Genomic DNA, 26,510 nt, shown 5'->3' on the forward strand with positions numbered 1-26,510 from the left:
TGGCTACCGTGTGTCGCGGCAATGCGCGCGGAAGGCGCGCTTGAGCAGATCCAGCTCTGCCTGCAACCGGTCGACCTGCGCAACCAGTTCCTGTGCGACCGGCGCGCCCGCCAGAAGGGGCAACCGCGCGACCACTTCGCCCGAGTGTTCCGCCAGCAGGAGGGTCTGGGCCCCCTCCTCCAGCATCTGCACCGGCAGTGGCTGGCGCAGGCGCCAGCGTCCTTCTCCGAGATCCTCCCATATCCCGTCCTCGAGCACCGTTCCGTGGCAACTGACCTCCAGAACGGGCTGTCCCGGGGCAGACAGCTCGACGATCCATTCACCGGCGCGCAGGCGTGAGAATTCGACAGTCATAGGCGGGGCTCCTTCGGAGAAGAGTTCGGGTCAGAGATCGGCACGCGGATGGCGTAGAAGCGTCATATCACGCAGCGTGATCTTGTTCATTGCGGGCGCCTCGAAGAGCAGATCGATCCACGCTTTCTCGAGCCGCTTCTCGTTGAGTTTGGTATAGGCCAGATCGAACTGGACGACCCCGCCGCCCTCGGGCATCTGGCCCAGAAGCTGGTCATGATTGGGCCCGTGCTGGATGTTGAAACGGCAATAGACAGGACGGGGCTCTTCCATCTCTATATCGAGATCGAGCTCGACCAGATGATGCAGCCGGAAGCCGGAAACCGCATCCTGGGGTAGATCGAGCACCAGCGAGAGGAAACTGCCATGGAAGCCGAACACCTCCAGCTCGATGCCGAAAGGCGTGGCGCTTGCGCCGGTATTGCGGATCTGGCGCAGGCTTATCTCCTGCGACGGGCAGTCATGGAACAGCTTTATCCCCTCGCCGAGCAGACTGCCCGAGGCGGCCCCCGCCAGCTGGTCCGGCGCGACCGGCAGGGTCATAACCGGTGGCCGCCATGCCCAGTCACACCCCAAGGGCCGTTCGATCGTCTCGCTGCGCGCGAAACGCGCCGCCCGCTCGCAGGAAATCGTATGACACAGGGCCTCCCCCGTGCGCGTCAGCTCGGTGACCTCGCGCCAGAGCTCAGACAGATCGCCCGCACCCCGCAACCGTGCTGCTTTCTGCGCCCTCTCCCAGCGCCGCTGCATCCGCCTGAATGCCAGCCGGTCCATCAGACCGCTCTGTCTTTGCGCCATTTTCCGCCCCGCTTCCCCGACTTGCGCCCCGTCACTATCAGACCAAGCAGACAAGTTGCGTTACGTCAAGACTGCGCGATCAGAAGCCCCTGAGGTTATTTCGTATTTCATCTGCCGTAAGATATGGCGGCACGGCTTCCTGACCAGAACCGCCGGAGGCGAGTTATTCCGCGAGCTGCGGCCTGATCCAGACCGGTTACGGCAGGGACCGGTTAGCGCGCAGCCGTTATTGCGCGGGCTGAGCCTGTCGGGCCAGATGCGCCTTCGTTGCCGCAGCGGACCGCCCTACGAAATCCTTGAGCAGCTTCAGCTGCTGCGCATCGCTCATCGGCTGGGTGTTCAGCGGCATGACCGACAGCGCGGTCAGATGCCCCTCCAGCGAGGTCACCCCGCGCCAGTATTCCGCCGAAACGGGAAATTCCTCGGCCAGCGAACGGTCACGCACCTTCAGCAGAAGGATATCTCCCGAGCTCTGCGATTTCAGGATATCGACATCATCGCTGCGCCCCGAGCGAGCAATGGCCGCCTGCCCTGCCGCCGAACGGAAGAAGGCCTCGATCATCGGAAAACGGCTCTTGAGCGTTCCGGTCATCTTGGGCCCGACCGTGGCCGACAGCATCGCCGGATGCGGAGCGCCCTGCCGCGTCGCATCGTCGGTGACCGCCGCACAGTCCCCAAAGAGTATCACGTTATTCTCGGTCTGGCCGGGATTGCCCTCCCCCGCCACGCAATAGCCTGCAGGCGCACTCAGGACCGTATCGCCCGCGATCACGGTGCCCGTGGCCCGCCCGCCCGTCGTGGTCTGGCAACCGGCCAGTGCGAGCGCCGATACCAGAACGGCCACGCCCAGTTTTACCTGCAAGATCGACATTCCGGTCACCCTTTCCTCAGCGCGTCAAGTTGCCTCAAGGCTTAGGAGGTCGCACCTTAAAGGGCAAGCGACCCCGCAATTCTGTGATCGTTCCCGCGGTCAAAGCGGCAGCCTATCCGCCAGTTCCTGCCGATCAGGCGAAGTCCGCGAGGCTATAGCCCTGCACATAGAGAAGCGCCGTCAGATCACCATGGTTGATACGGATATCGCATTGCGCGGCCACAGAGGGCTTGGCGTGCAGCGCCACACCGGCACCGGCAATGGTCAGCATCCCCAGATCATTGGCCCCGTCGCCCACGGCCATCACCTGATCGGCAGACAGGCCCAAACGCTCGGAGATCTCGTGGAAGGCCTGCACCTTGGCCTCACGCCCCAGAATAGGCAGGCCCGGCTTGCCGGTCAGTTTGCCATTCTCGACCAGCAGGGTATTGGCACGGTTCTCGTCAAAGCCAAGGGTCGCCGCGATATGGCGGGTGAAGGCCGTGAAGCCCCCCGAAACCAACGCGCAATAGGCGCCATCGCGTTTCATGGTGGCCAAGAGTTCCGGACCACCCGGCATCAGGGTGATCCGGGTGTCGATAACCTCCCTGATCACCGTCTCAGGCAAGCCCGCCAGCAGGCCCACGCGCTCGGTCAGCGCGCCCTCGAAATCCAGCTCGCCATTCATCGCCTTGGCGGTGATCTCTTTCACGCGGCTGCCCACGCCCGCCACATCGGCCAGCTCGTCAATACATTCCTGCTGGATCATGGTGCTGTCCATATCGGCCAGCAGCATCTTCTTCCTGCGGCCTTCGGAAGGCACGACCACCAGATCGATCTGCAGCGCCTGCAGGTCCTCCCAGACCGTCCAGCGGTTATCTGGGATCGTCTCGATCGGGAATTCTGCCGCGATTCCCTCGGCAAGCCATGTGATCTCGCCGCCACCCCAAGCATTGCGCAGCGCCACAACGGTGGTGTCATCGAGTTTAGGGGTGGTCGGGCTGGCCAGCAGAAGGGCTACATACATGCGCAAGATCTCCGGATCATGAGGTTGCCCGCGATATAGCGCGAAAGCCCCGCCCGTTTCCAGCCCGCCCGTTTGCGGCCCACCCGTTTGCGGCCAGCCCCGCCGCCCCTCATGGCCGAAGACCCCGCAGCGCTTCGGTGTCAGGCCGGACGCTGGTATTTGATGAAGGCCGTCTTCTCGCCGATCCGGTCATAGAGCTGTCGTGCGGTCCTGTTGTCCTCCTGCGTCGTCCAGTAGACAGCAGGCGCGCCACGCGTGTCGGCCAGCCGGTAGACCGCCTCGATCAGGGCACGGCCCGCACCCGACCCGCGCGCCTCCGGCGCGACATAGAGATCCTGTAGATAGCAGACCTCCTCCAGATGCCAGTTATGGGCATGGAAAATCACATGGGCGAGGCCGAGAAGCGCCCCCTCGGACTCGGCTACAAACCCCACCTGCTGCGGCCGCTCCGGATCAAGCATCCGCGCGAAGGACGCCTTGTAGACCTCGTCGGCGCACTGCGCCTGATAGAAGTCCAGATAGCCGCGCCAGAGCACGCGCCACGCCTCCTCGTCTCTGGCCTCGAATGGCCGAATCACCAGTTCCCGCATCCTCTTCTCCCTCTGTGGTCCGGCCTCAGGCTGCGCCGAGCTCCACCATCGTGCAAGGCAGGGCCGGCGGCTCCGGTCGCCCCCTCCTGCCCCCACCGGATAGACAGGCTGCGGGGCTGTAGGCGCTAACATCCCTGCACCCCGCGCACCCCTGCCATGCAGATGTCGCAAAACCACTCTAATCCTTCGCATTGAGACAAAATTCCTGTTGCAAGGGCGAGTGCACAGGCGTAGAGGCGACAGCGGGACACCCCTCCCCAACGAGGGGCGTTTATCTGAGAGGATACCAGATATGGCTATTGAAGCTCCGGCCACGCGGCCGGCTAATCCGCGTTTTTCTTCGGGCCCCTGCACGAAGATCCCCGGTTTCTCCCTCGACATGCTTGCCGACGCGCCTCTGGGCCGTTCGCACCGCGCAGCTGTTGGCAAGGCCAAGCTGAAAGAGGCGATCGAAACCACTCGTGAAATTCTGGGCGTGCCTGCCGATTACAAGATCGGTATCGTTCCGGCATCGGATACCGGCGCTGTCGAAATGGCGCTGTGGTCGCTTCTGGGCGAGCGCAAGGTTACCATGTGCGCATGGGAAAGCTTTGGCGCAGGCTGGGTCACCGATGTCGTGAAACAGCTGAAGCTCGACGCAGAGACGAAGACCGCCGATTACGGTGACATCGTCGATTTCGCGACCGTCGATTTCAACACCGATGTCGTCTTCACCTGGAACGGCACCACCTCCGGCGTGCGCGTGGCCAATGGCGACGCGATCCCCGCCGACCGCGAGGGCCTGACCATCTGCGACGCGACCTCGGCCGCTTTCGCGATGGACCTGCCCTGGGACAAGCTCGATGTCACCACCTTCTCCTGGCAGAAAGTGCTGGGCGGTGAAGGCGGCCATGGCGTCCTGATCCTGTCGCCCCGCGCGGTTGCCCGCCTCGAGAGCTATACCCCCGCATGGCCGATGCCGAAGATCTTCCGCATGACCAAAGGCGGGAAGCTGATCGAGGGTATCTTCAAGGGCGAGACCATCAACACGCCCTCCATGCTCTGCGTCGAGGACTATATCGTTGCGCTGAACTGGGCCAAGACCATCGGTGGCCTCGAAGGGCTGATCGCCCGCGCCGATGCCAATGCCCAAGTGGTCTGGGACTTCTGCGCGGCCAAACCGTGGATCGCCAACCTCGCCAATAACGCGGCAAACGCTTCCACCACCTCGGTCTGCGTGAAATTCACCGATGACCGTATCAAGGATGGCGCGACCTTCGCCAAAGCCGTTGCAAAACGGCTGGAAGCCGAAGGTGTGGCGCTGGATGCAGGCGCGTATCGCGATGCACCGGCTGGCCTGCGCATCTGGTGTGGCTCGACGGTTGAGAAAGCCGATGTCGAGGCGCTGATGCCCTGGATCGAATACGCGTTCGAAGCCGAGATCGCCGCGCAAGAGTGATCTCTTCTGTGATGTCGTGACGGGCAGCCCCTGCCCGTCCGTTTCCCCAGATACCCCCATATTCAAGGAGCCCGCACATGGCCCCCAAAGTTCTCGTCTCTGACAGCCTGTCCGAAACCGCCGTCCAGATCTTCCGTGACCGTGGCATCGAAGTCGATTTCGAGCCCAAACTCGGCAAGGACAAAGACAAGCTCGCCGAGGTGATCGGCAAATATGACGGCCTCGCTATCCGCTCGGCCACCAAAGTGACCGCGAAACTTCTGGAGCACGCGACCAATCTGAAGGTCGTGGGCCGCGCCGGTATCGGCACCGATAACGTCGACAAGGAAGCGGCGTCGAAAAAAGGCGTGATCGTCATGAACACGCCCTTCGGAAACATGATCACCACCGCCGAGCACGCCATCGCGATGATGTTCGCCGTGGCCCGCCAGATCCCCGAAGCCTCGGCCTCGACCCATGCGGGCAAGTGGGAAAAGTCGAAATTCATGGGTGTCGAGCTTTCGGGCAAGACCCTCGGTGTGATCGGTGCCGGCAATATCGGTGGTATCGTCTGCGACCGTGCACGCGGCCTGAAGATGAAAGTGGTCGCCTATGACCCCTTCCTAGGTGAGGAAAAGGCCGAGAAAATGGGCGTCGAGAAGGTCGAACTCGAAGACCTCCTGAAGCGCGCCGATTTCATCACCCTGCACGTTCCGCTGACCGAGCAGACCAAGAACATCCTCTCGCGCGAGAACCTCGAGAAAACCAAGAAAGGCGTTCGCGTCATCAACTGCGCCCGTGGTGGTCTGGTTGACGAGGAAGCACTCGCGGATCTGCTGAAATCGGGTCATGTGGCCGGTGCGGCCCTCGACGTGTTCGCCGAAGAGCCCGCCACCAATAACGTGCTGTTTAATCTGCCCAATGTCGTCTGCACGCCCCACCTTGGTGCGTCCACGACCGAAGCGCAGGAAAACGTGGCGCTGCAAGTCGCCGAGCAGATGTCCAACTACCTGCTGGACGGTGCTGTCGAAAACGCGCTGAACATGCCGTCGATGACCGCGGAAGAAGCCAAGGTCATGGGCCCGTGGGTCAAGCTGGGCCAGCATCTGGGTGGTTTCATCGGCCAGATGACCGAGGATGCGATCAAAGCGATCAACATCACCTATGATGGCGCCGCAGCCGATCTGAACCTCAAGGCGCTGGATGCCGCCGTGGTAGCCGGTATCATGAAGGCCAGCCAGCCCGACGTGAACATGGTTTCGGCTCCTGCTCTGGCCAAAGAGCGCGGGATCAAGATCTCGACCACCTCGCAGACCAAATCGGGCGTCTACGAGGGCTACATCAAGGTCACCGTCGTCTCCGAATCGAAAGAGCGTTCGATCGCGGGCACCGTGTTCTCGGATGACAAGCCGCGCTTCATCCAGATCAAAGGTATCAATATCGATGCCGAAGTGGGCGAGCACATGCTCTACACCACCAATGACGACGTTCCCGGCGTGATCGGCAAGCTCGGCACGCTGCTGGGCGAGCATGGCGCAAACCTCGCGAACTTCACCCTCGGCCGCTCGAAAGCCGGTGGCGAAGCCATCGCGATCGCCTATCTCGACGAGGCCCTGAAGCCGGAGACGGTCGAGGCCATGAAAGCCTCGGGCATCTTCAAGCAGGTAAAACCGCTGGAATTCATTCTCGGCTAAGCCATAATAGGTAAATGAACGCTTAGGCCCCTGCGACCCGCGGGGGCCTTTTCCATTTGCAAGGAACATCACATATGCGCGCCTACGCCATCGGAGACATTCACGGACATCTCGACAAGCTGAAGATTGCGCACGATCTGATCGAGCAGGACCGCGCGGCCTGTGGTGACACCTCCGCCCCCGTCATCCATGTGGGCGATGTGGCGGACCGCGGCCCCGATAGCGCCGGAGTGATTGATTACCTCATCGCCTCCATGCGCGCGGGCAAGAACTGGGTGGTGCTGAAGGGCAATCACGACCGGATGTTCTCGATCTTCATGAATGATCCCTTCGATGCCGATCCGATGCTGCGCAAGGATCTGACATGGCTCAACCCGCGGCTTGGCGGCGATACGACGCTGGCCTCCTATGGGGTGCTGAATGCCGACGAGCGCCCCGCTGATATCGTTCATGCCGAAGCGCTTCAGAAAGTGCCCGAATCGCATATCCTCTGGCTGGGCAGCCGGCCGAACCATTTCATCTATGGCGATCTGCTGTTCGTTCATGCGGGCATCCGTCCGGGCGTCAGTATCGGCAACCAGACCGAGGATGATCTGTGCTGGATCCGTAAGGGCTGGCTCGAGGATACCACCGATCACGGCTGTCTGGTGGTGCATGGCCATACCGCGCTCGATCAGGTGACCCATTATGGCAACCGCCTCAATCTGGACAGCAGCGCAGGCTATGGCGGGCCGGTCTCTGCCGTGGTGATCGAGGGCCGCGATGCGTGGCTCTTGACCGAGAACGGGCGTCAGCCCCTCGTGCCGATGTCGGTCACTGCCGCCTGACAGGCCTGTCCTCCGGTTCTTACGCCGGTCTGCGCCCGCGCGACCCGCCCCACCCCTCCGGTGGCGGCGGGTTCTGCATTTCCGCCTGTAGGTCCCAAGCTGTAAATGCGGGAGATTTACACCCTTGGATAGAAAAACACGAAGCTTTTTCTACAGCTTGTGCTGCGGTGGCCAGTCCCGCTTAAGCCAAAATTTACCGAACGTCACGAAGATGCGAAGCGTATGTTATAGGGGCTGATCCAGTATGCCGACCGGCACGAAGAACACCATCGCTGACAAGCTGGCACAAGAGCGTCGCGCCCGTCTCGCGGCCGAGCGTCTGCTTGACCAGAAGAAGCGTGAACTCTTTGCGGCAAACCAGAAACTGGCCCAACACGCCCGTTCCCTCTCGGACCAGATCGTCGAGCAGCGTCATGGCCTGACCCGCGCCCTGACGGAGGCAGAATCGCTCAAGGGCGAGAATCACCGCGTCATGGGCGATCTCGAACGCGCGAATTCGGTCGCGCTGATCGCGCAGCGCCGCCTCTGGGATGCGCTGGAGACGATCCCGGACGGGTTTGCCGTTTATGACGCCGATCTGCGTCTGGTGGCCGCCAACAAGACCTATCTCGATTTCTTCGAGGGCGAGGTCGCCATCACCGCAGGCAATACCTATGATTCGGTCCTACGGATCGTGGCCCGACACAAGATGGTCGATCTGGACGGGCGTGACCCTGCCGACTGGCATCACGAGATGGTCGCCCGCATCCGGCGCAATCCGATCGAGCCGATGACGATCATCACCCATTCGGGCGCCCATATCCGGCTGATCGACCGCTGGGGCGAAGGTGGCGATCTGGTCTGCATCGCGCAGGATATCTCCGCGCATGTCGCCCGCGAAGCCGAGCTGGAGGAGGCGCGCGAAAAGGCCGAATCCGCCAATCGCGCGAAATCGGCCTTCCTTGCCAATATGAGCCACGAGATCCGCACCCCGATGAACGGCGTGGTCGGCATGGCCGAACTTCTGGCGGAGACCGAGCTGACCGAGGATCAGCGTCTTTACGCGGAGACGATCCGCTCGTCGGGCGAGGCCCTGCTGACCATCATCAACGATGTGCTCGATTATTCCAAGATCGAGGCCGAGCGGCTGAAACTCTATCCCGAGGTCTTCGATCTGGAACGTTGTGTGCATGAGGTAACCATGCTGCTGCAGCCTTCCGCGCGCGACAGGAACCTGCGGCTTCTCGTCGATTACGATATGTTCCTGCCCACCCGTTTCGTGGCCGATCCGGGGCGTATCCGCCAGATTCTGACCAACCTCGTGGGCAATGCTGTCAAATTCACCATGGAAGGCCATGTGCTGACCCGCATCGTGGGCATCGAGCGGGTGCAGGGCAATTATGAGCTGCATATCACCGTCGAGGATACCGGTATCGGTATCGGTCCCGACCTCGTCGACCATGTGTTCGGCGAGTTCAATCAGGTCGAGAGCGAGACCAACCGCAAATTCGAGGGCACGGGGCTCGGCCTTGCCATCACCAAACAGCTGATCGAGATGATGGGCGGCGAGATCTGGGTCGATAGCGAGCTGGGCCGCGGGTCGTGCTTCGGCTTCAAGATCCTTGTGCCAGCGGCTGAACCCGCCCCGCATATTACCAATCCCGGCCCGCCGATTACCCTGCGGGCCGCCCTAGTGGTTGATGATCTGATGGTCAACCGCGTCATCCTCGAACGCCAGCTCCAGACCTATGGTCTCGAGGTCACGCTGTGCCGCAACGCGCAGGAGGCACTTGCAGCCTTCGAGCGGGGGGGCAAGTTCGATCTCATGCTCAGCGATTTCCGGATGCCGGATATGGACGGGCTCCATCTATGCCAGGCCTTGCGCAAACGCGGGGTGGATATCCCCCTCGTTTTGCTCAGTTCGGACCCGGATGCGGTCTCCCCCGAGCTGGCGCGTGCGGCACGGCTCGATTGCCTCGAAAAGCCGGTTCTGCGCTCGCATCTGTTCAGCTTGCTACAAACCCTCTCGCATCCCGCGCCGAAACCCCATAAAGCCTCTCCGCCGCCTCCTGCCGCAAAACGCAAGATGAGGATATTGGCCGCCGAGGATAACCGCACCAACCAGTTGGTCTTCGGCAAGATGGTAAAGGATCTGCCGATCGAGCTGGTCTTTGCCAATAACGGTCTCGAGGCGATCGAAAAATGGCAGAGCTTCCAGCCCGATCTGATCTTCATGGATATTTCCATGCCACAGATGGATGGCAAGGAAGCCACGCGCCAGATCCGTGCCCGCGAGAACGGCACCCATGTGCCGATCTGTGCGCTCACCGCACATGCAATGGAGGGCGATAGTCAGGGTATTCTTGCCTCGGGAATCGACCATTACCTGACCAAGCCGCTGCGCAAGGCTGCGATCGTGGAACATATCGCGGCAAACTGCCCCAAAATGGCGCTGCCGGTGACGGATGGCGCTGCCTGAAGTTCAGGATTGCGGTTCAGGTCTCGGCGATGATCTTCAAGAAGGGCTGGCCGAACCGTTCCAGCTTGGCCTCATCCAGACCGAGCCGCGCCAGCGCATTGAGATCGGTCGGGCCCTGTTCGGCGATCTTGCGGACAAGCCCGCTCGACAGGCTGAGGATACGGTCTGTTCCAGTCTCGCCCCTACGCAGCCGTAACTGTTCGGCCCAGAGCGCATCGAATAGCAGCCCGGACTGTTTTCCCGCCAGCGCGCGCCGTGCGGGATGCATCTTCTGCACGCCGTCCTCGGCCATCACATCCAGAAACGCGCGGCCATAGCTCTCGAGCTTCTTGGCTCCGACACCGTTGATCCGCGCCATGTCATCAAGGCTCTGCGGACGGGCCTCGACCATCTCGATCAGGGTCCGGTCGGGGAAGATCATATAGGCCGGAAGGCCCGCCGCCTCGGAGAGTGCCCGACGCTTGGCCTTGAGCGCCGAAAGCAGTGGGGCATCCTCGTCGGACACCAGCGCCTTGACCACCGTCTGCTGTCTGGAACTGCGCACGGGGTCACGACGGAAGGTGATCTCTCGCTCGCCCCGCAGGATCGGATGCGCGGCCTGCGTTACAAACAGCGCGCCATGACGCTCGGCATCGGGGCGGATCAGGTCATGGCCCATCATCTGCCGGAAGATCGCCTGCCATTGCAGGCGTGACCATGCCTTGCCAACCCCAAAGGTCGGTAACCGGTCATGGCCCCGCGAGGAGATCCGCTCGTTCGACTGCCCCAGCAGGATCTCGATAAGATACTGGCTCCCGTAACTCTGGTCGCAGCGCAGGCAGGCCGAGAGCGCCATACGCACCGGCTCGGTCGCGTCAAACAGATCGGGCGGCGTATCGCAGATATCGCAATTGCCGCAAGGCTCGGATTCCTCGCCGAAATAGGCCAGCAGGCGCTGACGGCGGCAGGCCGTCGCCTCGGCCAGCCCCAGAAGCGCGTTGAGCCGCCCGTGATCGGCATCCTTGCGTTCGGGCGGCGCAAGCCCCTCATCTACCTGCGCGCGACGGATGCGGATATCGTCGGGACCATAAAGCGTCAGGGTCTCGGCAGGCGCGCCATCGCGGCCCGCGCGACCGATCTCCTGATAATAGGCCTCGATGGATTTCGACAGATCGGCATGGGCGACCCAGCGGATATCGGGTTTGTCGATCCCCATCCCGAAAGCCACCGTCGCCACCACAATCAGCCCGTCTTCCTGCTGGAACCGCGTCTCGACCTGACGCCGGTCATCGGGGTCCATGCCCCCATGATAGTAGCAGGCGCTATGCCCCGCCTCGTTGAGCGCCTGCGCAAGGCTCTCTGTTTTCTTGCGGGTCGCGCAGTAGACGATGCCCGACTGCCCTTTGCGCGCGGCAGCAAAGGTCAGGATCTGGTTACGGGGCTGGTTCTTGGGGTCAAAAGCCAGATGGATATTTGGCCGGTCGAAGCCGCGCAGGAAGGTCTCGGGCGCAACGCCTGCAAACAGCCGAGTGACCATCTCGGCGCGGGTTTCCTCGTCGGCAGTGGCGGTAAAGGCCGCCAGCGGCACATCGAGGTCACGGCGCAACTCGCCAATCCGCAGGTAATCGGGGCGGAAATCATGGCCCCACTGACTGACGCAATGCGCCTCGTCTACGGCGATCAACCCTACCCGCGCGCGGCGCAACAGATGCACCGCCCCGCCAGAGGCCAGCCGTTCGGGCGCCATATAGAGGATCTTGAGCCGGCTCTCGTCGATGGCGCGGAAGACCTCCTCGGTCTCCTCCTCGGTATTGCCCGAGGTCAGCGCGCCGGCCTCGACCCCCGCCTCGCGCAGCGCGCGCACCTGATCGCGCATCAGCGCAATCAGCGGCGAGATCACCACCGTTAACCCCTCGCGGCACAAAGCAGGGATCTGGAAACACAGGGATTTGCCGCCGCCCGTCGGCATGATGGCGAGCGTGTTGCGCCCCGCCATCACGGAGCGCACGATCTCTTCCTGTCCGGGCCGGAATTCGCGGAACCCGAAGATATCGGTCAGGACTGCATGACAGTCGGGCAATGTCGCCTCGACCACCGGATCAATACCCGTAGAAGAAGCCCGCGTTGTTGATCAGCGCGCGCTGCAGGATCATCAGGATCACGAAGGCCACCAGCGGCGCCAGATCGAGCCCGGGCGTATTGGGCAGGATGCGGCGGATCGGCGAATAGATCGGCTCCAGCAGCGAATTGAGACCATACCAGATCTGGCCGATAATCGGCTGACGCAGGTTCAGGACGTTGAAATTGATCAACCAGCTCATGATGATGTGGACGATCATGATGAACCAGACAATATCCAGTATGAGATTGAGCGCCTGAAACAGCGTGACCATATGTAAAAGACCTCCGGCTGGGTGACTTCCTACCTAAGCGAGCCGCTTTCATCTTGCAACCTTGCAACGCATGCAAGTGATCGCGATTTTAGCGTTAATTTCAGGGCTTGAAGTGCTTGCACGGGCGTGGGCTTTCGGGCTTATCCTTCAGTCAACAGAAGGAGAGCCCCTGATGAGCGATCGCAAGACCCTTTGGGGATGGTATTTCTTCGACTGGGCGAGCCAACCCTATAACACGCTCCTGCTGACCTTCATCTTCGGCCCCTATATGAAGACGCTGATGGGCGACGGGAGTGCGGCGCAGGCGGTCTGGGGTTACGGGATCGGCGCGGCAGGCGTGATCATCGCGCTGGCCTCGCCTTTCCTCGGCGCGATCGCCGACCGCAGCGGCGCCAAGCGGCGCTTCCTGTGGCTGTTCTCGGCAATGTATGTGCTCGGGGCTGCGGGCCTGTGGTGGGCCATTCCGGGCGATTACAGCCTGATCTTCGTGCTGGCGAGCTTTGCGATCGGGCTGATCGGGATGGAATTTGCCACCACCTTCACCAATGCCTATCTGCCCGAGCTTGGCCCGCGCAGCGGTCTTGGGCGGATCTCGGGCTCGGGCTGGGCCTTCGGCTATCTGGGCGGGCTGATCGCGCTGGTCATCATGCTGACGCTGTTCCAGGCCAATCCCGAAACGGGGCGGACCATGATCGGCATCGCCCCTCTGTTCGGGCTGGATGTCGCCACCCGTGCCGATACCCGCATCGTGGGGCCCTTGACCGCACTCTGGTATGCGGTCTTCATGATCCCGTTTTTCCTCTGGGTCAAGGACCGCCCCAAACCCGATGCGCTGCCGATCCGCGCGGCCATGGCGCAGGGCTGGCCTGCGCTGCGCGCCACGCTGGTGTCGCTGCCCGCACGCCCGAGCCTCGCGGCATGGCTGGTCTCCTCGATGCTCTATCGCGATGCGCTCAACGGTGTCTACGTCTTTGGCGGGCTCTATGCGGCAGGGGTGCTCGGCTGGTCAATCACCCAGATTGGCATCTTCGGCCTCCTGTCGATCATCGCGGGGGCGGTGTTTGCATGGGCGGGCGGTCGGGCCGATGACGGGTTCGGCTCGAAACCGGTCATCACCGTCTGCCTGCTGGCCCTGATCGCTGCGGTGATCGGCATCATCACCATCACGCCCACATCCGTCTTCGGCATGGCTGTAGCCGAAGGCAGTTCCGCACCCGACATCGCCTTCTTCGTGCTGGGCTGCGTCATCGGTGGCGCGGGCGGAGCGCTGCAATCGGCTAGCCGCGTGATGATGGTCCACCAGTCTCCCCCCGACCGGATCACCGAATATTTCGGCATCTACGCACTTTCGGGCAAGGCCACCGCCTTCCTCGCGCCGCTCTCCATCGGGCTGGTGACATCGGCGACAGACAGCCAGTCATGGGGCATCACCCCCGTCTTAGTGCTTTTCGTGGCGGGGCTTCTCCTGCTAGGCTGGGTCAGATCCCCGCAATCCTGCGCCCCCCGCATGTGACAAGAGGAACCCGCCCTTGGCTCTACCCCGTATCGTGATCGCCACTCTGAGCGCCTGTCTGGCCTTGTCGTCTCTGGCCGAGGCAGAGCCACTGGCACGCCAGCTTTTCGGGGCGGAAAGGGCGCCCTCCGCGCAAGCCCCATCAGCGGTAGGCTTCTATTCCAAAGGCTGTGCGGCCGGCATGGTGGCCATGCCCGAAAGCGGCCCGACATGGCAGGTGATGCGGCTCTCGCGCAATCGCAATTATGGCCAGCCCGAAACGCTGGCCTTCCTGCAGGACCTGTCACGTCAGGCCGCCACCCTCCCCGGTTGGGCGGGGCTCTATATCGGCGATATCGCCCAGCCGCGTGGCGGCCCGATGACCGGCGGTCATGCCAGCCACCAGACAGGGCTGGATGCCGATATCTGGATGCTGCCGCCCAAGCGGCTGGACCTGAGCCGGAGCGAACGCGAGAAGATCTCCTCGATCTCCATCCGCACGGCCGACCAGACCCGCATCAACGCCAACTGGACGCCCGCCCATATGGCGCTGATGGAGATGACAGCCAAGGATCCGCGTGTGGATCGCATCTTTGTGGCGGCGGCTGCCAAGATCGCGATGTGCAATGCCGCGCCGCGCGGTGACCGCGCATGGCTTCAGAAGATCCGCCCCTATTGGGGCCATAACACGCATTTCCATGTGCGGCTGAAATGTCCGCCCGGTGCCAGCGCCTGCGAGAAACAGACGCCCAGCGTGGCCGAGCTGTCCAAGGGCGGTGACGGCTGTGACGAGACGCTCAACTGGTGGGTCACCGAAGCACTGAACCCGACCAAACCCGCCGCACCGCAAGAGCCCTCGGGCCCGCCCAAGCGCACGGCCAAAACCTATGTGATGGCGGATCTTCCCGCCCAATGCCGGAACGTGCTGAACGCCCAATGAGAACCTTAGTATTCACGATGATTGCACTGTGCTTCGGCTTACAGGCCATGGCGCAGGCGACCGGCCCTGCCGAGTTTCTGCAAAGCTATCTATGGCATGTGGACCACCCGCAATTCGGCGGCTTCTCGGGGCTGGAACTGAGCGATGATGGCAATGATCTGGTCACGTTGTCGGACCGCACGAGCCTGTGGCGCGCCCATATCACCCGCGATGCGCAAGGCCGGATCACGGCCGTCGCCCCGACAGAGAACCCGATCACCCTGCATGATTACCGCGACCGCGAGATGACCGTATCGCGCGGTGATTCCGAGGGGCTGGCACTGGCGCCCGATGGCGGGGTCTATGTGTCCTTCGAGGGCGACCTGCCGCGGGTCGATCATTATGCCAAGGGCTCCAGTCGGGCAGGCAAGCTGCCCCGCGCAGTCGAATTCAAGAATATGCAGGCCAATGCCTCGCTCGAGGCGCTGGCCGTAGACCAGAGCGGAGCGCTCTACACCCTGCCCGAACGCTCGGGCCGCTCGGGTCTGGCCTTTCCGGTCTTCGAGCTGAAAAACAACCGCTGGAGCCGCCCGTTTTCCATCCCGCGCGAGGGTGAATGGCAAGCCGTCGGTGCCGATTTCGGGCCGGATGGCCGGCTTTATCTGCTCGAGCGCGATTTCTGGGGGCTGTTGGGCTTCCTGACCCGTGTGCAGGTATTTGACGTGAAAAACGGCAAACTCAGCGGTGGCGAGGTGCTTCTCCAGACGACCGCCGGCCACCACGACAATCTCGAAGGGCTTTCGGTCTGGCGCGACGCAGCGGGATTTATCCGGTTGACGATGATCTCGGATGACAATTTCCGCAAGATCCTGCAACGGACCGAGATCGTCGAATACCGGCTGCCGAAATAGCGTTTTCGCCTTTTTTACTTGACCGGAGGGGCGGCGCGGCGTTATCCGCGCCTGTCGTCCGATGCATCGGACCATGTCTCCGCTACCATGTAAAAACGGCCAGAACCTATGAAACACTTCCTGCCCGGCGTCATCGCCATGGCCATCATCGTGGTGGCCTCCAATATTCTCGTGCAATTCCTCTTGGGTGACTGGCTCACCTGGGGCGCGATCACCTATCCCTTCGCCTTCCTCGTCACCGACCTGATGAACCGGTTCTATGGCCCCGCCATGGCGCGCCGCGTCGTGCTGGCCGGTTTCGTGACAGGCGTTATATGCTCGCTGGTCGGCAGCCAGATCGAAGGCCAGTTCGGCCCGCTCGTCTCGGTGCGCGTGGCCATTGGCTCGGGCACCGCCTTCCTTGTGGCGCAGATGATGGATGTCGCCATCTTCGACCGCCTCCGCGAGGGCCGCTGGTGGCGTGCGCCGCTGGTCTCCTCGCTGGTCGGATCCGTGCTCGATACCACGATCTTCTTCTCGATCGCCTTTGCGACCCAGCTCAGCTTCATCTGGCCTGCCGATGACGTGTCCTGGGCCAATGACGCCGTGCCCGTTCTGGGCTTTGGACCGCTGGCACCGCTCTGGGTTTCGCTTGCAATTGCAGATAGTTCGCTAAAGTTTGCCTTATCTTTAATCGCACTGCTGCCGTTTCGGGCAGCCGTCACGAAACTATCACCTCAATCCGCAAGAATTAACTTGTCATAAACCAAATCTATGCCACCTTTGAGGTATCGGTAACGCAATGAAAGGAGGTGATCCAGTGTCTAGAGTGATATTGGAGAGAGGTATCGGGACATTCAGGGGGGCCGAGGCCTGAGGGCAATCCCTAAGGCAATTTGAACCCTGGGTGGGCTCCGATTTGGATCGTCTTCAGACCCCTAACCGGACCATCTCCTTAGAACTCGAGGGTCGTCTTTCTTAAGACGGCCCTTCAAGTTGCTTCCCCGCCATGGCTTGCCACAGGCGGGGTTTTGCGTTTTACGGCCCCGTCCTCATGTCTTTCTCGTGAACAGGGCTGGACCAAAGCCGCATTTGGTGGCATCCCAAGCCTCAACGAAGGAGTGGGCGATGACGGATCAGATGCGCGACGTTTCGACGATGAGCTTCGAGGAAGCGATGAAGGAATTCGAGCAGGTCGTGAACCAGCTCGACCGGGGCGATGTGCCTCTGGACCAGTCGATTGCGCTTTACGAACGCGGGGCGGCGCTGAAAGAGCGTTGTGCGACCCTCCTGAAAGCCGCCGAGGAGCGCGTCGAGAAGATCACGCTGGCCGCCGACGGCACCCCCACCGGCACGGTGCCGACCGAAGGGCTGTAAATGTTCAAGACCCGTTTGAGTGAAGCCCAGGCGTCGGTGCAGACCGCGCTTGATGCGCGTGTGGCGCAATATCCCGCGGGCCAGTTGCGTGACGCCATGCATTACGCGTTACAGGGCGGCAAGCGGCTGCGCGCCTTCCTGGTGCTGGAAGGCGCCGCGATTTTCGACATTCCGGCCGAGCAGGCAATGCCTGCGGCCTGTGCCGTCGAGGCGCTGCATGCCTATAGCCTCGTGCATGACGACATGCCCTGCATGGATAATGACGACCTGCGCCGCGGCATGCCCACAGTCCATGTGCAATGGGACGAGGCGACCGCTGCCCTGGCCGGAGATGCGCTGCAGACGATGGCCTTCGAGTTGCTGACCGATGCGGCCCTTGGCGAGGCCCCTGCCCGTCTGGCGCTGGTGGCCGATCTGGCCCGCGCCTCGGGTGCGGAAGGTATGGTCTATGGTCAGGCGCTCGACATCGCCGCGGAAACCGCCGCCACCCCACTGACGCTTGAACAGATCACCAAGCTGCAGGAAGGCAAAACCGGCGCGCTGATCGGCTTTGCCGCGCGTGCGGGGGCCGTGATTGCGGGCCAAGATCCTGCGCCACTTGCCGCCTATGCAGAGGCTTTGGGCCTTGCTTTCCAGATTGCCGATGACATCTTGGATGTGGAAGGCAACGAGGATCTGACCGGCAAGCGTCTGCATAAGGATGCCGAGGCCGGAAAGGCCACATTCGTCTCGCTTCTGGGGCTCGAAGGCGCGAAAGCCCGCGCCGGCGAGTTGTGCGAGCAGGCGATTGCGGCCCTCGAGCCCTATGGCGAACGTGCCGACATATTGCGAGACCTCGCGCGCTTCACCATTGCGCGCAAACACTGACGAAAGCGGATAGCCAAAGATGAGCGACCTCCCGCAGACCCAAACTTCGAGCACGCCGCTTCTGGACCGTGTACGCCTGCCCGCCGATATGAAGGGCCTGAGCGACCGCGAACTGATCCAGCTGGCGGGCGAGTTGCGCCGTGAAACCATTGCCGCCGTGTCCGAAACCGGCGGCCATCTGGGCGCGGGTCTAGGCGTGGTGGAGCTGACCGTGGCGTTACATGCCGTGTTTGACGCCCCGCGCGACAAGATCGTCTGGGACGTGGGCCACCAGTGCTATCCGCACAAGATCCTGACCGGACGCCGCGACCGTATCCGCACCCTGCGGATGGAGGATGGGCTGTCGGGCTTTACCAAACGCTCGGAAAGCGCCTATGACCCGTTCGGGGCGGGCCACAGCTCGACCTCGATCTCGGCGGCGGTGGGGTTCTCGGCGGCACGCGAGCTGGGGGCCGAAACCGGCGACGCGATCGCAGTGATCGGTGATGGTGCCCTGACCGGCGGTATGGCCTTCGAGGCGCTCAACCACGGCGGCCACCTGAAGAACCGCGTGTTTGTGGTGCTCAATGATAACGAGATGTCGATCGCGCCGCCCGTGGGTGCGCTCTCGACCTATCTGACGCGGCTCTATTCCGAGAGCCCGTTCCAGGATCTCAAGGAGGTCGCCAAGGGCGCGGCCCGAACCTTCCTGCCCGAACCGTTCAAGGAAGGGGCGAAACGCGCCAAGGAAATGCTCAAGGGCATGGCCATGGGCGGCACCCTGTTCGAGGAACTGGGATTCACCTATGTCGGCCCCGTGGACGGGCATGATCTGGAGAGCCTGCTGCCGCTTCTGCGCACGCTGAAGGCGCGCGCCCGCGGACCGGTGCTGATCCATGCGCTGACCAAGAAGGGCAAGGGCTATGCCCCCGCCGAGAGCCGCCCCGATGGCGGCCATGCGACGGCCAAGTTCAACCTCGCCACGGGCGAACAGAAGAAGGCGCCCTCGAACGCTCCTTCCTACACCAAGGTTTTCGCCGAGGCGCTGATCTCCGAGGCCAATCGCGACGGCACGATCGTGGGCGTGACAGCGGCGATGCCCGATGGCACGGGGCTGAAGGAATTCGGGGCGCATCACCCGCGCCGGATGTTCGATGTGGGCATTGCCGAACAGCATGCCGTGACCTTCTCGGCGGGGCTTGCCGCCTCGGGGATGAAGCCGTTCTGCGCGATCTATTCGACCTTCCTGCAGCGCGGCTATGACCAGATCGTGCATGATGTGGCAATCCAGAAACTACCGGTGCGCTTTGCCATCGACCGTGCGGGGCTTGTGGGCGCCGATGGCGCGACCCATGCGGGCGCCTTTGATACAGCCTTCCTCGCCAACCTCCCCGACTTCGTGGTGATGGCGGCGGGTGACGAGGCGGAGCTGGTGCATATGGTGGCGACCGCTGCGGCCATCAACGACCGCCCCTCGGCCTTCCGCTACCCGCGTGGCGAGGGTATGGGCGTGGATATGCCGCAGCAGGGCGTGCCGCTGGAGATCGGGAAAGGCCGCATCCTCCAAGAGGGCGCGCAGGTCGCCATCCTCAGCTATGGCGCGCGCCTTTCGGAGGTGCTGAAGGCCACCGAGGCACTGCGCGCGCGCGGCATCCAACCGACCGTGGCTGATGCCCGCTTCTGCAAACCCTTGGACAAGGATCTTATCCTGCGCCTTGTGGCCGAGCATGAGGCGATCCTGACCATCGAGGAAGGTGCGATTGGCGGCTTTGCCAGCCATGTGCAGAATTTCCTGATGGAAGAGGGCGTGTTCGACCGTGGCTTCAAGCTGCGCTCGATGGTGCTGCCCGATGATTTCATCAACCATGCCTCGCCCGAGAAGATGTATGAGGTGGCGGGGATGAATGCCGTGCAGATCGAGGCGAAGGTCTTGGAGATGCTGAACATCTCGGTGGCCAAACGCGCCTGAGCCAGAGCAGTGCTGCAAATGACGGGCGGCACCCTTGCGGGTGCCGTTTCGCGTTAGATCGCCTCTTCGGGTGTCAAAAGCCCTTCGGCCACCAGCCTGTCGGCCCAAGCCTCTGGCGTAGTGAAGAGATGCCCCTTCCACCCGCGCGCTTCAGCAGCCTGGATATTATCGGCGCGGTCATCGGCAAAGAGAAGCGCCTCGGGGGCCACGCCACAATCCGCCTCGAGCATCCGGTAGATCTCGGGATCGGGCTTGATCACGCCCATGTGGCCCGAAATATAGCGGCGATCGAACTCCTGCAGGAAATCGTATTTGCCCTCGGCCATCGCGAAGGTTCCGATTCCGAAATTCGACAGCGCGAAGACCGGAATGCCCTTGGCCCTGAGCGCCCGCAGGAGCCGCACGGAATGCGGGATTGCGGGCGAGGCCATCTGTAGCCAGTCGGCATTCCAGCGCAGGATCTGCTCGCGCCATTCGGGATGCGCCTCCGCCAGCGCCGCGCAGAGATCGGGAAGGTTGCCGCCCTTGTCGACTGCATCATTCATCGCATGCAGATCGACCTCCGCAAACAGACGCTTGCGGTCTTGGGCGTCCATGAACGTGTCGAAATGCCGCTCGGGCTGCCATTCGAGAAGCACGTTCCCGATGTCGAAAACAACGGCTTCGATCATTTCCACAGTGCCTCGGCATGGAAGGCCAGATGATCGGCCATGAGACTCTGGACGAAGAAATAGCTGTGGTCATAGCCCTTCTGCATACGGAAGGTGCCTTCCTGACGGCGCCCCATCATGGCACCCGCCAGCGCCTCGGGGCGCAGCAGATCGAGGAACTGGTCGGAGGCGCCCTGATCCACCAGAACAGGGCCGTCAAAGCCCAGCTCCGTCATCAGATGGGTACTGTCATGCTCGAGCCACGCGCCCTCATCCGCGCCGAGATAGGCGCCCAGCTGCTTGCGGCCCCAGTCGCTCTGGGTGGGCTGCGCGATGGGCGCAAAGGCCGAAACCGAGCGGAAGCGGCCCGGCAGGCGCATCGCCATGGTCAGCGCCCCATGCCCGCCCATCGAATGGCCGGTGACCGACTGGCGATCGGGGTCGATGGCAAATTCCGACATCAGCAGCGCGGGAAGCTCCTCGGCGACATAATCCCACATGCGGAAATGCTTGGCCCAAGGGTCTTGCGTCGCGTTCACATAGAAGCCCGCGCCCTGCCCCAGATCATAGGCCTCGTCATTGGCCACGCCCTCGCCGCGCGGCGAGGTATCGGGGAAGACAAGCCCCACACCATGCTCCGCCGCCCATGCCTGCGCGCCCGCTTTGGTCATCGCGTTCTCATGGGTGCAGGTCAGCCCCGAGAGATACCACAGAAGCGGCACGGGGCCATCCTCGGCCTCTTCGGGCAGGAACAGACCAAAGGTCATCTCGGTGCCGGTGGACTTGGCATCATGCGCATAGACGCCCTGAACGCCCTCGAAGCAGCGGTTTTCGGAAATAATGCGCATGATGCCCTCTCGTTATTGGATCCAGTGCAGGATGACTGGCAGCGTTAGAATACTGGCGGCAGTCGACACGAAGATCGCCGCAGAGACCCGTGGCGCGCCGACATTGTAGTTCTGCGCCAGCATGTAGACATTTCCCGCGACAGGCAAGGACGCGGTGGCCACCATCACCCCCGCATCGAACCGGTCGACACCATAGACGAAAAACGCCGAAAGCGCGACGATGCCCGGATGGAGTGACAGTTTGCAGACCGAAAGCCACGAAGCCGGCCCCAGCCGGTTGAGCGTCAGCGCCGCAAGGCTCGCGCCGATAGCAAAAAGCGCGCCGGGCGTGGCGGCAGCGGCCAGCATCTTGACCGTCTCCGACAGCCATGCCGGCATGGGAATGCCGCAAGCCGACCACAGGAGCCCCAGCGCCATTGAGCCGATCATCGGATTCTTCACGATCCCCAAGGCAATCGGCGCGACTGCCACCCGTCCTGTGCGGGCGGCGCTCAGGACCACCGTGAACAGCACCGAGAACACGATAAGATCGACGCAAAGCACCATGATGATCGGCGCCACCGCCTGCGGGCCGAGCACAGCGGCCAGCATCGGCACACCCAGAAAGCCGGTATTGCCGATCATTGCCGTCTGGGCTTCCATCGCCGACATATCCGTGGCCTCGCCACGGAACTTGGCCACCGCAAAAGCCATCAGCCAGATACAGAGCGAGCCGGTGAAATAGGCCGCCATGAAACGGCCCTGAAACACATGGCTGATCTCCAGACCGGAGGTGAAATCGAACAGCATCGCGGAGAGCGGGAAGAAGAAGATAAACTTCGTGAGATAGGCCGTGGCCGCAGGCGGGAAGAACCCGACCTTACCGGCAAACCAGCCAAGCGCGATCAGGGCAAAAAACGGAAGCAATTGCAGGAAGATATCGAACATAGAAAATCCGCTAGCACGGCTTTTTTGAAAGGGCCAGCGCGGGCTCCGTGAGCGTACTCAAATAGCCCCGCACTGCTCGTTTTTGCAGCGCTCTCAACCGCCGCCGATCAACACGCCCGCGGCAAAGACCAGCGCCCCGCCCAGCACGACCTGGAAGACCGCACGCAGGAAGGGGGTTTCCATATAGCGGTTCTGGATCCATGCGATGGCCCAGAGTTCGACGAACACCACCACCATCGCGATGATCGTCGCCGTCCAGAAATCGGGGATGAGATAGGGCAGCGCATGGCCAAGCCCGCCCAGCGCGGTCATCACCCCCGAGGCGAGACCACGTTTCAGCGGCGAACCACGGCCCGAGATCACCCCGTCATCATGGGCGGCCTCCGTGAAGCCCATCGAGATCCCCGCGCCTACCGAGGCAGCAAGCCCCACCAGCAGCGTGGTCTTGGGGTCCTGGGTGGCAAAGGCTGTGGCAAAGATCGGTGCCAGCGTCGAGACCGAGCCATCCATCAGACCCGCAAGACCGGGCTGCACCCATGTCAGCACGAACTGGCGATGCGCCGCGCGATCCTCTTCCTCGCGGGCATCCGGTGTGAGGTGCTCTTCCATCAGATGTTCGGCGGTCGCTTCATGACCTGCCTCGGCTGCGGCCAGATCGCCCAGAAGCTTGCGGGTCGCTGCATCCGTCGCCCGCGCGGCGGCCGCCACATAGAACCGTTCGGCCTGCCGTTCCATCGCGGCGGCCTCGCCGCGCATGGCCTCCAGCGACATGGTCTCGGCCATCCAGACCGGCTTGCGGGCATAGAACCCCGCCACGAACTCGCGCCGCACCAAAGGGATCACATCACCGAAGCGGGCCTGATGTGCCTCGATCAGGCGGCGGCGATGCTCGTCCTCCTCCAGCGCCATACCGTCGAAGACCTTGGCGGAGGACGGAAATTCGGCACGCAGATGCTCGGCGAACTGGCGGTAGATCCGCGCATCATCCTCCTCGGACGAAATCGCCAATGCGAGGATTTCCTGTTCGTTGAGATCGGAAAAACGGCGGCGGTTGCCAAGGAAGGAAAACATAGGCGCGGCCCTCAAGTTTAGAATAATTCTAAACTACCCGAGCCACGCCGATTTGCAACCCTGCAAACGCATCCTAAACGCGAGGTTACATCACACCCGTCTCATCACGCCCGATATGACGCTCGCCACGGGCTTTCGCCAGCTGGATCTGATGCTCGCGCTCGCGGAAACGGGCGCGGTCTTCCTCGGAATATTCGCCCACGCAATGATGGCACTGCACACCCTGCTCGAATTCAGGGCGCTGCCTGTCCTCGGGGGCCAGCGGACGGCGGCAGGCATGGCAGACCTCGCGGTGCTTGCCCTGATCGAGCCCGTGGGTCAGCGCCACACGCCCGTCAAAGACAAAACAATCCCCTTCCCAGAGGCTCTCTTCCTTGGGCATCTCCTCGAGATATTTCAGGATGCCGCCCTTGAGGTGATAGACATCCTCCACACCCTGCCCGATCAGGTAGTTGGTGGATTTCTCGCAGCGGATACCGCCGGTGCAAAACATCGCCACGCGCTTGTTGTGGAAGCGCTCACGGTTCTCTTCCCACCATTTCGGGAAATCGCGGAAGGTCTTGGTCTTGGGGTCCACGGCCCCCTTGAACGTGCCGATATCGACCTCGTAATCGTTACGCGTATCGATCACTACCACATCGGGGGCCTGAATAAGCTCGTTCCACTCCTCGGGCGTGCAATAATTGCCCACAGAGGCCGTCGGATCCACATCCGGCTGGCCCATCGTCACGATCTCTTTCTTCAGCTTCACCTTCATGCGCAGGAAGGGCTCGTCCTCGGCCGTGCTTTCCTTCCAATCGAGGCCGGCACAACCGGGCAAGGCGCGCACATGGGCCAGCACTGCATCGATCCCTTCACGCGGGCCTGCAATGGTGCCATTGATCCCCTCATGCGCCAGCAAAAGCGTGCCCTTGACGCCAGCCTCCTGCGCAAGCGCCAGGAGCGGGCCGCGGATAGCGGCCAGATCATCGAATCGGGTGAAGTGGTAGAGTGCGGCTACGATATACATGGGCCTGCGTTTACTGCTTCGGGTGCCCGTCAGGCAAGTCCGATATAATCGGTATTCCCGCCACAGCTTTGCGTCGTCGGTTGACCCTTCCTCGTTGCCCGCCTAGCGTGAGCCCGTTACAACAGGAGCTGCCCATGACCACCGCCCTTATCGTCATCGACATGCAGAACGATTTCTGTCCGGGCGGAAAGCTCGCTGTGGCCGAGGGCAACCTGATCGTGGGCGAGATCAATGCGCTGATGGGCCGCCATGAGGTGACAGTGCTGACGCAGGACTGGCATCCGGCCGACCATCAATCCTTTGCCTCGAACCACGGGGCCGATCCCTATTCCCTCACCCAGATGCCCTACGGTCCGCAGGTGCTCTGGCCGGACCACTGTGTGCAGGGGACAGACGGAGCGGCCTTCCACCCCGAACTGGCGACAGATCCCGCCGATCTGGTGCTGCGCAAGGGATTCCGCCCCGCAATCGACAGCTATTCGGCCTTCTTCGAGAATGACCAGACCACGCCCACGGGGCTGCATGGCTATCTGCGCGAGCGCGGTGTGACGGATCTCACCTTCTGCGGTCTCGCGCTCGATTTCTGTGTGGCGTGGTCCGCACTCGATGCGGTGAAGCTGGGCTATAAGGTTGCTGTCAAACGCTCTGCCTGCCGTGGCATCGATCTGGACGGGTCGCTCGAGGCGGCACTGACCAAGATGGACGCGGCCGGCATCCGCCTTATCTGAGCGGAGAAGACAAGGGCTCTGCCCTTGCCAAGTGCCTGATTTATAGGTTTAGTCCCCGCAACGAGAGGGAGGGGCCAGCCATGGTCGACATCGCGACACGCGTCTATAACCACAAGTGGAAGATCGATCCGATCATCCGCTCGCTGATCGATACCGATTTCTATAAACTCCTGATGTGCCAGTCGATCTTCCGCAACAGCCCCGATACGGTGGTGCGGTTCTCGCTGATCAACCGCTCCAAGGATATCCGTCTGGCCGAGATGATCGACGAGAATGTCCTGCGGATGCAGCTCGATTATGCCCGCTCGCTGAAGCTCTCGCGCGGGGAAAGCACATGGCTGCGCGGCAATACCTTCTATGGCAAACGCCAGATGTTCCGCTCTGATTTCATGGAGTGGTTCGATAACTACCAGCTGCCCGAATACGATTTGCAGGTGAAGGATGGTCAATACGAGCTGACCTTCGAAGGCAAATGGCATGAGGTCATGCTTTGGGAGATCCCTGCCCTTGCCATCCTGATGGAGCTGCGCTCGCGCGCGGTAGTCAACCAGATGCGCCGCTTCGAGCTGCAGGTGCTCTATGCTCGCGCGATGACCCGCATCTGGGAAAAGATCAACGTCCTCAAAGAGCTCGAGGGCCTCAAGATCGCCGATTTCGGCACCCGCCGCCGCCATAGCCACCTCTGGCAGGACTGGTGCGTGCAGGCAATGCTGGAGGGCTTGGGTGATAGCGCCAATGGCGGGGCCTTTACCGGCACCTCCAACTGCCTGATCGCCATGCGCCGCGATATCGAGGCCGTGGGCACCAATGCGCATGAATTGCCGATGGTCTATGCCGCGCTGGCCGAGAATGACGAGGCGCTCAAGCAAGCGCCCTACAAGGTGTTGGCCGACTGGCACGAGGAGCATGAAGGCAATCTGCGCATCATCCTACCCGACACCTATGGCACCGAAGGATTCCTCAATGACGCGCCCGACTGGCTCGCCGGCTGGACCGGTATCCGTATCGATAGCGGCGATCCAGCGCCCCTGGCGGAGAAAGCGATCAAATGGTGGGAAGCGCGTGGCGAGGATCCGCGCGAGAAACTGGTGATCTTCTCCGACGGGCTGGATGTCGAAGAGATCAAGGCGCTGCATGCGCAGTTCCATGGGCGGGTCAAATGCAGCTTCGGCTGGGGCACGCTCTTGACCAATGATTTCCGCGGCTTCGAACCCGATGGCCGGCTCGAGCCTTTCAGCCTTGTTTGCAAGGCGATCTCGGCCAATGGTCACCCTACGGTCAAGCTGTCGGATAACCCCAACAAGGCAATGGGCCCGCAATCCGAGATCGAGCGCTACCGCCGCGTCTTCGGGGCCACCGGACAGGTTGCGCGCGAGGTAATCGTCTAAGGGCCCGAACTG

Annotated in this window: 25 protein-coding genes; 13 read left to right on the forward strand and 12 right to left on the reverse strand. The window is 62.4% G+C overall.

Annotated elements, in window-relative coordinates; translation table 11 throughout:
- Nucleotides 1–3: 3 nt before the first annotated feature.
- The 5 genes from WDB91_RS02875 to WDB91_RS02895 form a co-directional block, all read right to left on the reverse strand.
- Nucleotides 4–354 (reverse strand): hypothetical protein, encoded by a 351-nt coding sequence (locus WDB91_RS02875; protein ID WP_339113665.1) that lies wholly within the window; start codon nucleotides 352–354, stop codon nucleotides 4–6.
- Between the two features lie 30 nt (nucleotides 355–384).
- Entirely contained in the window at nucleotides 385–1,149 is a 765-nt protein-coding gene (locus tag WDB91_RS02880; RefSeq protein ID WP_339113666.1) for a DUF6478 family protein, read from the reverse strand.
- A gap of 226 nt (nucleotides 1,150–1,375) precedes the next feature.
- Complete coding sequence (locus WDB91_RS02885; protein WP_339113667.1) at nucleotides 1,376–2,020, reverse strand: hypothetical protein; 645 nt, start codon at nucleotides 2,018–2,020, stop codon at nucleotides 1,376–1,378.
- A gap of 133 nt (nucleotides 2,021–2,153) precedes the next feature.
- Complete coding sequence (gene serB / locus WDB91_RS02890; RefSeq protein ID WP_339113668.1) at nucleotides 2,154–3,026, reverse strand: phosphoserine phosphatase SerB; 873 nt, start codon at nucleotides 3,024–3,026, stop codon at nucleotides 2,154–2,156.
- 140 nt (nucleotides 3,027–3,166) lie between these two features.
- Nucleotides 3,167–3,616, reverse strand: coding sequence for a GNAT family N-acetyltransferase (locus WDB91_RS02895; protein WP_339113669.1), 450 nt, complete (start codon nucleotides 3,614–3,616; stop codon nucleotides 3,167–3,169).
- 292 nt (nucleotides 3,617–3,908) lie between these two features.
- On the opposite strand from WDB91_RS02895, the gene WDB91_RS02900 reads away from it, so the two are divergent.
- From WDB91_RS02900 to WDB91_RS02915, 4 genes are all read left to right on the forward strand, one after another.
- Complete coding sequence (locus tag WDB91_RS02900) at nucleotides 3,909–5,054, forward strand: phosphoserine transaminase (RefSeq protein WP_339113670.1); 1,146 nt, start codon at nucleotides 3,909–3,911, stop codon at nucleotides 5,052–5,054.
- A gap of 77 nt (nucleotides 5,055–5,131) precedes the next feature.
- Entirely contained in the window at nucleotides 5,132–6,727 is a 1,596-nt protein-coding gene (gene serA, locus WDB91_RS02905; protein ID WP_339113671.1) for a phosphoglycerate dehydrogenase, read from the forward strand.
- Nucleotides 6,728–6,801: 74 nt separating this feature from the next.
- Nucleotides 6,802–7,554, forward strand: a complete 753-nt coding sequence (locus tag WDB91_RS02910) for a metallophosphoesterase (RefSeq protein WP_339113672.1) — start codon at nucleotides 6,802–6,804, stop codon at nucleotides 7,552–7,554.
- 244 nt (nucleotides 7,555–7,798) lie between these two features.
- Nucleotides 7,799–10,012: a response regulator gene (locus WDB91_RS02915; protein ID WP_339113673.1), complete on the forward strand. Its 2,214-nt coding sequence runs from the start codon at nucleotides 7,799–7,801 to the stop codon at nucleotides 10,010–10,012.
- A gap of 16 nt (nucleotides 10,013–10,028) precedes the next feature.
- On the opposite strand, the gene recQ is transcribed toward WDB91_RS02915, so the two are convergent.
- A complete protein-coding gene (gene recQ / locus WDB91_RS02920) occupies nucleotides 10,029–12,071 on the reverse strand; it encodes a DNA helicase RecQ (protein ID WP_339113674.1) in 2,043 nt (680 codons plus the stop codon).
- Nucleotides 12,072–12,090: 19 nt separating this feature from the next.
- Nucleotides 12,091–12,384 (reverse strand): YggT family protein, encoded by a 294-nt coding sequence (locus WDB91_RS02925; protein ID WP_339113675.1) that lies wholly within the window; start codon nucleotides 12,382–12,384, stop codon nucleotides 12,091–12,093.
- Nucleotides 12,385–12,556: 172 nt separating this feature from the next.
- On the opposite strand from WDB91_RS02925, the gene WDB91_RS02930 reads away from it, so the two are divergent.
- From WDB91_RS02930 to dxs, 7 genes are all read left to right on the forward strand, one after another.
- Nucleotides 12,557–13,897 (forward strand): MFS transporter, encoded by a 1,341-nt coding sequence (locus WDB91_RS02930; RefSeq protein WP_339113676.1) that lies wholly within the window; start codon nucleotides 12,557–12,559, stop codon nucleotides 13,895–13,897.
- Between the two features lie 16 nt (nucleotides 13,898–13,913).
- Nucleotides 13,914–14,816, forward strand: coding sequence for a penicillin-insensitive murein endopeptidase (gene mepA, locus WDB91_RS02935; protein ID WP_339113677.1), 903 nt, complete (start codon nucleotides 13,914–13,916; stop codon nucleotides 14,814–14,816).
- The gene (locus tag WDB91_RS02940) at nucleotides 14,813–15,706 is read left to right on the forward strand and encodes an esterase-like activity of phytase family protein (protein WP_339113678.1); all 894 of its coding nucleotides are present in this window, start codon (nucleotides 14,813–14,815) and stop codon (nucleotides 15,704–15,706) included. Before mepA ends, WDB91_RS02940 begins: the two co-directional genes overlap by 4 nt.
- 108 nt (nucleotides 15,707–15,814) lie before the next feature.
- Nucleotides 15,815–16,450, forward strand: a complete 636-nt coding sequence (locus WDB91_RS02945; protein WP_339113679.1) for a queuosine precursor transporter — start codon at nucleotides 15,815–15,817, stop codon at nucleotides 16,448–16,450.
- A gap of 363 nt (nucleotides 16,451–16,813) precedes the next feature.
- Nucleotides 16,814–17,062: an exodeoxyribonuclease VII small subunit gene (locus tag WDB91_RS02950; RefSeq protein WP_339113680.1), complete on the forward strand. Its 249-nt coding sequence runs from the start codon at nucleotides 16,814–16,816 to the stop codon at nucleotides 17,060–17,062.
- Nucleotides 17,063–17,929 carry a polyprenyl synthetase family protein gene (locus tag WDB91_RS02955; protein ID WP_339113681.1) on the forward strand — a complete coding sequence of 289 codons (867 nt, stop codon included), beginning with the start codon at nucleotides 17,063–17,065 and terminating at the stop codon, nucleotides 17,927–17,929.
- 19 nt (nucleotides 17,930–17,948) lie between these two features.
- Complete coding sequence (gene dxs / locus WDB91_RS02960) at nucleotides 17,949–19,877, forward strand: 1-deoxy-D-xylulose-5-phosphate synthase (RefSeq protein WP_339113682.1); 1,929 nt, start codon at nucleotides 17,949–17,951, stop codon at nucleotides 19,875–19,877.
- 53 nt (nucleotides 19,878–19,930) lie between these two features.
- Here the strand turns inward: dxs and WDB91_RS02965 are convergent, their stop codons facing one another.
- The 5 genes from WDB91_RS02965 to WDB91_RS02985 all read right to left on the reverse strand — a co-directional run bounded on the left by WDB91_RS02965 (nucleotide 19,931) and on the right by WDB91_RS02985 (nucleotide 24,382).
- A complete protein-coding gene (locus tag WDB91_RS02965; RefSeq protein ID WP_339113683.1) occupies nucleotides 19,931–20,548 on the reverse strand; it encodes an HAD family phosphatase in 618 nt (205 codons plus the stop codon).
- Entirely contained in the window at nucleotides 20,545–21,375 is an 831-nt protein-coding gene (gene fghA, locus WDB91_RS02970; RefSeq protein ID WP_339113684.1) for an S-formylglutathione hydrolase, read from the reverse strand. The genes WDB91_RS02965 and fghA overlap by 4 nt, the downstream gene beginning before the upstream one ends.
- Nucleotides 21,376–21,387: 12 nt before the next feature.
- Complete coding sequence (locus tag WDB91_RS02975; RefSeq protein WP_339113685.1) at nucleotides 21,388–22,302, reverse strand: AEC family transporter; 915 nt, start codon at nucleotides 22,300–22,302, stop codon at nucleotides 21,388–21,390.
- A 93-nt stretch (nucleotides 22,303–22,395) separates the two neighbouring features.
- Nucleotides 22,396–23,373, reverse strand: coding sequence for an iron exporter MbfA (gene mbfA, locus WDB91_RS02980; RefSeq protein WP_339113686.1), 978 nt, complete (start codon nucleotides 23,371–23,373; stop codon nucleotides 22,396–22,398).
- A gap of 85 nt (nucleotides 23,374–23,458) precedes the next feature.
- Entirely contained in the window at nucleotides 23,459–24,382 is a 924-nt protein-coding gene (locus WDB91_RS02985) for a rhodanese-related sulfurtransferase (RefSeq protein ID WP_339113687.1), read from the reverse strand.
- A 134-nt stretch (nucleotides 24,383–24,516) separates the two neighbouring features.
- Between WDB91_RS02985 and pncA the strand changes: the two genes are divergently transcribed.
- Nucleotides 24,517–25,110, forward strand: a complete 594-nt coding sequence (gene pncA, locus WDB91_RS02990) for a bifunctional nicotinamidase/pyrazinamidase (protein WP_339113688.1) — start codon at nucleotides 24,517–24,519, stop codon at nucleotides 25,108–25,110.
- Nucleotides 25,111–25,190: 80 nt separating this feature from the next.
- Nucleotides 25,191–26,498, forward strand: coding sequence for a nicotinate phosphoribosyltransferase (pncB, locus tag WDB91_RS02995; RefSeq protein WP_339113689.1), 1,308 nt, complete (start codon nucleotides 25,191–25,193; stop codon nucleotides 26,496–26,498).
- Nucleotides 26,499–26,510 lie beyond the last annotated feature (12 nt).

This window comes from Thioclava sp. GXIMD2076 (genome assembly GCF_037949795.1).
GTDB lineage: Bacteria > Pseudomonadota > Alphaproteobacteria > Rhodobacterales > Rhodobacteraceae > Thioclava > Thioclava kandeliae.

Coding starts and splice junctions, on each gene's coding strand:
- WDB91_RS02875 (WP_339113665.1), bottom strand. CDS start 354: ATGACTGTCGAATTCTCACGCCTGCGCGCCGGTGAATGGATCGTCGAG.
- WDB91_RS02880 (WP_339113666.1), bottom strand. CDS start 1,149: ATGGCGCAAAGACAGAGCGGTCTGATGGACCGGCTGGCATTCAGGCGG.
- WDB91_RS02885 (WP_339113667.1), bottom strand. CDS start 2,020: ATGTCGATCTTGCAGGTAAAACTGGGCGTGGCCGTTCTGGTATCGGCG.
- serB (WP_339113668.1), bottom strand. CDS start 3,026: ATGTATGTAGCCCTTCTGCTGGCCAGCCCGACCACCCCTAAACTCGAT.
- WDB91_RS02895 (WP_339113669.1), bottom strand. CDS start 3,616: ATGCGGGAACTGGTGATTCGGCCATTCGAGGCCAGAGACGAGGAGGCG.
- WDB91_RS02900 (WP_339113670.1), top strand. CDS start 3,909: ATGGCTATTGAAGCTCCGGCCACGCGGCCGGCTAATCCGCGTTTTTCT.
- serA (WP_339113671.1), top strand. CDS start 5,132: ATGGCCCCCAAAGTTCTCGTCTCTGACAGCCTGTCCGAAACCGCCGTC.
- WDB91_RS02910 (WP_339113672.1), top strand. CDS start 6,802: ATGCGCGCCTACGCCATCGGAGACATTCACGGACATCTCGACAAGCTG.
- WDB91_RS02915 (WP_339113673.1), top strand. CDS start 7,799: ATGCCGACCGGCACGAAGAACACCATCGCTGACAAGCTGGCACAAGAG.
- WDB91_RS02925 (WP_339113675.1), bottom strand. CDS start 12,384: ATGGTCACGCTGTTTCAGGCGCTCAATCTCATACTGGATATTGTCTGG.
- WDB91_RS02930 (WP_339113676.1), top strand. CDS start 12,557: ATGAGCGATCGCAAGACCCTTTGGGGATGGTATTTCTTCGACTGGGCG.
- WDB91_RS02940 (WP_339113678.1), top strand. CDS start 14,813: ATGAGAACCTTAGTATTCACGATGATTGCACTGTGCTTCGGCTTACAG.
- WDB91_RS02945 (WP_339113679.1), top strand. CDS start 15,815: ATGAAACACTTCCTGCCCGGCGTCATCGCCATGGCCATCATCGTGGTG.
- WDB91_RS02950 (WP_339113680.1), top strand. CDS start 16,814: ATGACGGATCAGATGCGCGACGTTTCGACGATGAGCTTCGAGGAAGCG.
- WDB91_RS02955 (WP_339113681.1), top strand. CDS start 17,063: ATGTTCAAGACCCGTTTGAGTGAAGCCCAGGCGTCGGTGCAGACCGCG.
- dxs (WP_339113682.1), top strand. CDS start 17,949: ATGAGCGACCTCCCGCAGACCCAAACTTCGAGCACGCCGCTTCTGGAC.
- WDB91_RS02965 (WP_339113683.1), bottom strand. CDS start 20,548: ATGATCGAAGCCGTTGTTTTCGACATCGGGAACGTGCTTCTCGAATGG.
- fghA (WP_339113684.1), bottom strand. CDS start 21,375: ATGCGCATTATTTCCGAAAACCGCTGCTTCGAGGGCGTTCAGGGCGTC.
- WDB91_RS02975 (WP_339113685.1), bottom strand. CDS start 22,302: ATGTTCGATATCTTCCTGCAATTGCTTCCGTTTTTTGCCCTGATCGCG.
- mbfA (WP_339113686.1), bottom strand. CDS start 23,373: ATGTTTTCCTTCCTTGGCAACCGCCGCCGTTTTTCCGATCTCAACGAA.
- WDB91_RS02985 (WP_339113687.1), bottom strand. CDS start 24,382: ATGTATATCGTAGCCGCACTCTACCACTTCACCCGATTCGATGATCTG.
- pncA (WP_339113688.1), top strand. CDS start 24,517: ATGACCACCGCCCTTATCGTCATCGACATGCAGAACGATTTCTGTCCG.
- pncB (WP_339113689.1), top strand. CDS start 25,191: ATGGTCGACATCGCGACACGCGTCTATAACCACAAGTGGAAGATCGAT.